This is a genomic window from Chitinophaga sp. (assembly GCF_035538455.1).
GTDB lineage: Bacteria > Bacteroidota > Bacteroidia > Chitinophagales > Chitinophagaceae > Chitinophaga.
This window is the reverse complement of record NZ_DATLKJ010000161.1, coordinates 1-5,032: the sequence shown is the minus strand read 5'-3', so window position 1 is coordinate 5,032 and position 5,032 is coordinate 1. Positions and strand designations below refer to the sequence as shown.

The following is a 5,032-nucleotide window of genomic DNA, read 5'->3' as shown; positions in this document are numbered from 1 at the left end:
TCCGGAAGGCGTCGAACACTTCGGGGAGCGTACGAATGGCGGCGGTAAACCTTTCTTTATCCAGGGGGCCCGTCAGTATGAGATAGCAACCAATATTATAACAAGGGCTTTCAGGATGGAGTAATTGATCCATATATACATCCTGCTGTGCAGGATGCAATGGCAAAACTGTTGTCGGCATTTTTAGCAATGAATTAAACCTCTGATGAAATAAAATCTCTGATCAAATAAATCTTTGATGAAATAAAGCGCAGTTGCTGTTGTACAGCAAATTGTGACAGGTTATTACATGTGACAATGAATTAAGATCTCCAATGAAATATAAATCCGGATCTGTTACGTGGCATAACGTAACGGACAGTTAAACATACCAGGCAGAAATGGCGGAACTACCGGGCTGAGAGTGGTCCAAAGGCAACTAATAAGCAGTGGTGTTGCACAGGCATGCAAGGTTTCTCATATACAATTTCATTTTTCAATAAAAGAAAGCATCCACAAACTACCTGGATTTAGCTGACCAATGGCGTTTGTCAGTCAATACCTGTTAATGAGCTTCGCTGTAACTAAACGTTGTTTTTAAAAAACCTCTATCGTGGCTAATTGGCAAAATAATAGGGTAAAATAAATTGCGATTTTTGTTGAATCGGTTAAACAATTATATGAAGGTAGATAAAAAACTGAATTGAACAAAAAAGGTCAGAACAATTTCTTTACAAATCTCACGCTTCAACATAGGACTCTTTTCTGTAGCATATTTCCAACGGATATACGTAGTTATCACGCTTATCCCGGAAAAGAAATTCTGGCTGTTTTTAATGCCATTCCGGTCTTTACACCTGACACATCCCGTTGTAGTTTTGTGGTATACTAAGATTTGATTTTGCAACTCATTTAATCCCAATTATGTCTATAAAAATTGGACCATTGGCATAGCTTAACTCAGGGAGGGTATTTTTATTCCCTCCTATTAGTTTTTTTATAGCTCATAGGTTAGAAGTCCGGGAAGCATGGTTTCATGTTTCCCTTTTTTTTGTTCTTCTGAATTTTAATTCAATTTTAATCCGCTGTTTGTCTTTTTAACAATTTCTGGCAAAATAAGTGTAAACATGACAAGTATTTTCTTTATTATTGTAATACCTGCATCTGCTAAGTGGATGAATGAAGAAGTCATGGATGAAGAGAAGTAATTGTAAACCCAATCTGCTACCGGCAACCTGTATGCCTCAGCTAATGGTCGCGCAATTTGTTAGCCTTTGATAACACCTATTGTTGAACAGATCTGAACATGAAGAGTGAATTGCTTGTTAATGCCGGCTTTCCATTGGTCGAGAATGGGAAGCTGCTGAAATCATTTTTGAAAGAGCGTACGGTAATACCTGTTTTTGGTAAGAAGGATGTTATGGTTGAAGACCGGTTTGGCGACGACCTTGTACTGATAGAAGGCCAGTACCTGGAGGACCCTGAAAAGATTCCTTTCAGGACTGACGCCAATTACATTGCGCTCTGCATTGACGGTTCCTACAAACAAAAAGTAGGACTGCATACGTTTACCCTCACCAGGGGAACGGTACAGCTGGTGAAAGCCGGGATGCCACTGATGTTCTGGGATGTAAGCCACGATTTTAAATGCTACTGCATCTGTTTCCGGTCGTCTTTTCTGTCGAACCTGACCTTATCAACCGCGGCGGTGGATCAGCTGCTGGAGCTCAATCCCAGTGAGGCGCCTGTTCTGCAGCTGGATGAATCCGCTTATGAGGAGATGCTGATACACTTCAGTCAGGTGAATGAGGTGTACAATGACGGTGAGAAATCGCATGGCCGCGAGATACTTCAGCTGCGTATTCTGGAGATGATCTATCACATTAAAAGCATGATGCCGCCGGTAGCGCACGTACAGACCAGTCACACCAGCCGGTACAGTCAGCTGATCTTTGATTTCAGGGCGTTGGTGGAGGAGCATTTTGCGGACCGCATGCCGCTCAGCGAGTATGCCCGGTTGCTGCATGTTACACCAAAATACCTGAGCCACATCACCCGGAAGGAACTGGGCGATACGGCTATCAATCTCCTGCACAAAAGGATTATACAGGAAGCGGAATACCTGCTGTACTATACCGGGTATACCGTGAAAGAAATGGCTGATATGCTTCACTTCGACAGCCCTACCCATTTCAGCCGGTTCTTCCGGCTGAAGACTGGCAAAACACCGGTGGAATACAGGAAGCTGAAACACTTCCAGGTGTGACCTGAGTGTATGTTTTTCTCGCAGAGGCGCAAAGAAATGAAAATTCTGGCAGCGAAGAACGGAGCGAGTTTTTAAGCCCGCAAAGGGAGGAGATTATTATAGATAGAATATTGGTGTTGTTTTCTCGCTTTGCGAGCTTAAAAACTCGCTCCGTTCTTCGCTTGTTTGTTTTTTGCGCCTCTGCGAGAAAAATATACTTTTGGGTTACGCTCATTATTAGTAAGATTATCTTATTAAGAAGGCTTACTAAATTCCATACCGGGAAAAAAATTCCCTGTATACCGGCGCAGACGGCACGGAAACGCCTATATTTGTGTCCTGATATTATCATGTAACATATGAAGGCAGAAAATCAGGAACTGGCGTCACGTCTGCGGGCTGTTGTATCCAAGATGCACAACCAGCTGCGCAAACATATCTATACTGAAAAAGCGCTGTCGCTCACGGAAACCGCAACCTTATCGCACCTTTATAAGGAAGGCCCCTCCTTCCCTTCTGTGCTGGCGGATATTGTGAAGGTGAAGAACCAGTCTATGTCGCAGATACTCAACAACCTGCAGGAGCTGGGTTACATCACGAGGAAGGCTGTGAAGGAAGACAAACGCAAGGTTACCATTGCTATCACACCGCAGGGCAAAAAGCTGGTGGATAAAACGAGAAGCCAGCGCGACGAACTGCTGGCCAATGCTATCCAGCAGCACCTTTCAGACACAGAAGTAAAAACGCTGGAGAAGTCCATCGCCCTCATCGAATTACTGGCTAACCAGATGTAAGAAAGCATATACCTGACCGTTAACCTCCAGCATGCATGCAGGTATGCTGCAGCATAAAATATCCGCACTTATTTCGCATTATTTCTCTATCTTTAGCAGTACCAGTTATACTATAACTCCAATCCATCTTCTCTATACTGTCAGACGCCATCAACCCACAGACACTACATAATAACCATTTATTCATTCCAAAACCTAAATCAATCCGACATGCGAAAGATTACTGCACCCCGTTTCCTATTGACGACAATTGTTATCACGGCTGTTATTTTTGCCTCTTCCTGCCGTAAGAATGCGGTTACGCCGAACCAACAGCCCATCCCCAAGAAGGCCACTATTGAACTGATCGGCCAGCGCGAACTGAAGAAAAATGAATTCAACAGCAGGGCATCCACTGTTAACGGCATAGACCCTAATTCCATCTGGAGCCTTCTCGTCAGTCTTGTGGTGGATGTATATAAAGTGACCTATCCCACCACTGATCCCGATGGCAACGTTGTAACTGCCAGCGGCCTGCTTGTGATTCCCAAGACAGATAATACATTGTCGCTCGTGAGCTTTCAGAACGGGACCCTGTTCGACAAGTCGCAGGCCCCTTCCAATTTCAGCGAATCCAGCCAGTTATCTTACTGGATACCGCTGGCGGCTGCCATGGGATATATAGTAGTGGTACCCGACTACATCGGTTACGGCACTACAGCTAACCTTGAACATCCGTACCAGCATGCGTCTTCACTGGCCAGCAGCACCGTGGATATGATCAGGGCGGTAAAAGAACTGGTGCAGGACCCCAGCGCCAACCTGCATGCAAAATGGAATAACAAGTTGTTCCTAGCGGGATATTCTGAAGGAGGCTATGCCACGATGGCTGCGCACAGGCTGCTGCAGGAACACTACCCAACAGAATTTAATGTAACCGCTGCTTCTTATGGCGCCGGCGCTTATGATATTACACAGACAGCCACCTACTTCCTCTCCCGCAACGAAGTAAGGGATTCCTTTTATATCAGGAGCCACGTGTGGGTGTTGCTGAGCTTTAACAGAATATATCACGAAAACAGGCCGCTGAATTCATTTGTAAATGCACCTTATGACCAGGAACTGGCTACCCATCCCGTTTATGCCGCGCAGCTGCCCACCAATCCTGCTGTGTTGATGAATCCTGTATTCAAGGCCAATGTATTGAGCGGAAGGGATACCGCTGTGTTGAGAAGGCTGGCGGAGAATGATGTTTATGACTGGACTCCAAGATCCCCTGTACTGCTGCAACATGCAGACCTGGACGGCTATGTGCCTATCTTTAATTCAGATCAGGCCTATGCCCGCTTTAAAAGCAGGGGTGTGAATGCTACTTACATCATCATACATGGTAAGAACCACCCTGAAGCCATCCCTGATTTTGCACTCAATACACTGCAATATTTCAGCCATTATTGATATAAAAACCCAAGAGGGCGTCTCCTATGCTTGTAAAAGTCAGGAGACACCCTCATACCTGCTTCCGTTCCTGAATCATCTCCTGCACCAACTCCGGCAGCGTCTTCGCAACATAGGTAGTAATATACCCGCGCTCCTTCCATACTTCCCCACATAAATTTTCCAGCGCGGCACTCCACCATACCTTTCCGTTAAAGTTTTTATCTGTGTAGTAGCAGAATACCGGCAGAGATTTCAAAGTATCCTCAATTTCAGCATGAATATCATCCAGGTTGGTAAATACAGGCAACCCTGGAGCCACAGTAAAAGTCTGAGGGAGTCGTACAAGGTTCGTTTTCATATAGGGTATCTTCAATAAAGTGGTTACTCATATTCAATTTACATTTTTTTACAAAACGGCACATCATTTACCACGTTCATTTTTGCCCGTTTTTTAGCCTATACAGGTGGGGAAATAAAGTACAGGGGGGCTGCTACCTTCTAAGCAGTGGGTCATTGGTTCGAATCCAATCCGGGACACACTCAAGATCCTTTACAGTGTGGGATTTTGGACTCTCTCAAAAAGTCAGCTACCAGA

At 44.8% G+C, this 5,032-nt stretch carries 5 protein-coding genes; 3 read left to right on the top strand and 2 right to left on the bottom strand.

Annotated elements, in window-relative coordinates; translation table 11 throughout:
* A partial coding sequence (locus tag VM802_RS19745) for a condensation domain-containing protein (RefSeq protein ID WP_325533727.1) occupies window positions 1–181 on the bottom strand: 181 nt, incomplete at its 3' end.
* Between the two features lie 1,104 nt (window positions 182–1,285).
* On the opposite strand from VM802_RS19745, the gene VM802_RS19740 reads away from it, so the two are divergent.
* The 3 genes from VM802_RS19740 to VM802_RS19730 all read left to right on the top strand — a co-directional run bounded on the left by VM802_RS19740 (window position 1,286) and on the right by VM802_RS19730 (window position 4,455).
* Window positions 1,286–2,245: a helix-turn-helix domain-containing protein gene (locus VM802_RS19740; RefSeq protein WP_325533725.1), complete on the top strand. Its 960-nt coding sequence runs from the start codon at window positions 1,286–1,288 to the stop codon at window positions 2,243–2,245.
* A gap of 338 nt (window positions 2,246–2,583) precedes the next feature.
* On the top strand, window positions 2,584–3,018 hold the full coding sequence (locus VM802_RS19735) for a MarR family winged helix-turn-helix transcriptional regulator (RefSeq protein ID WP_325533723.1): 435 nt from the start codon (window positions 2,584–2,586) through the stop codon (window positions 3,016–3,018).
* 210 nt (window positions 3,019–3,228) lie between these two features.
* Complete coding sequence (locus VM802_RS19730) at window positions 3,229–4,455, top strand: alpha/beta hydrolase family protein (RefSeq protein WP_325533721.1); 1,227 nt, start codon at window positions 3,229–3,231, stop codon at window positions 4,453–4,455.
* A gap of 52 nt (window positions 4,456–4,507) precedes the next feature.
* On the opposite strand, the gene VM802_RS19725 is transcribed toward VM802_RS19730, so the two are convergent.
* On the bottom strand, window positions 4,508–4,795 hold the full coding sequence (locus VM802_RS19725; RefSeq protein ID WP_325533719.1) for a hypothetical protein: 288 nt from the start codon (window positions 4,793–4,795) through the stop codon (window positions 4,508–4,510).
* Window positions 4,796–5,032 lie beyond the last annotated feature (237 nt).

Excerpts from the sequence above, each read along its gene's own strand:
- VM802_RS19725 (WP_325533719.1), bottom strand. The coding sequence starts at position 4,795 with ATGAAAACGAACCTTGTACGACTCCCTCAGACTTTTACTGTGGCTCCA.
- VM802_RS19740 (WP_325533725.1), top strand. The coding sequence starts at position 1,286 with ATGAAGAGTGAATTGCTTGTTAATGCCGGCTTTCCATTGGTCGAGAAT.
- VM802_RS19735 (WP_325533723.1), top strand. The coding sequence starts at position 2,584 with ATGAAGGCAGAAAATCAGGAACTGGCGTCACGTCTGCGGGCTGTTGTA.
- VM802_RS19730 (WP_325533721.1), top strand. The coding sequence starts at position 3,229 with ATGCGAAAGATTACTGCACCCCGTTTCCTATTGACGACAATTGTTATC.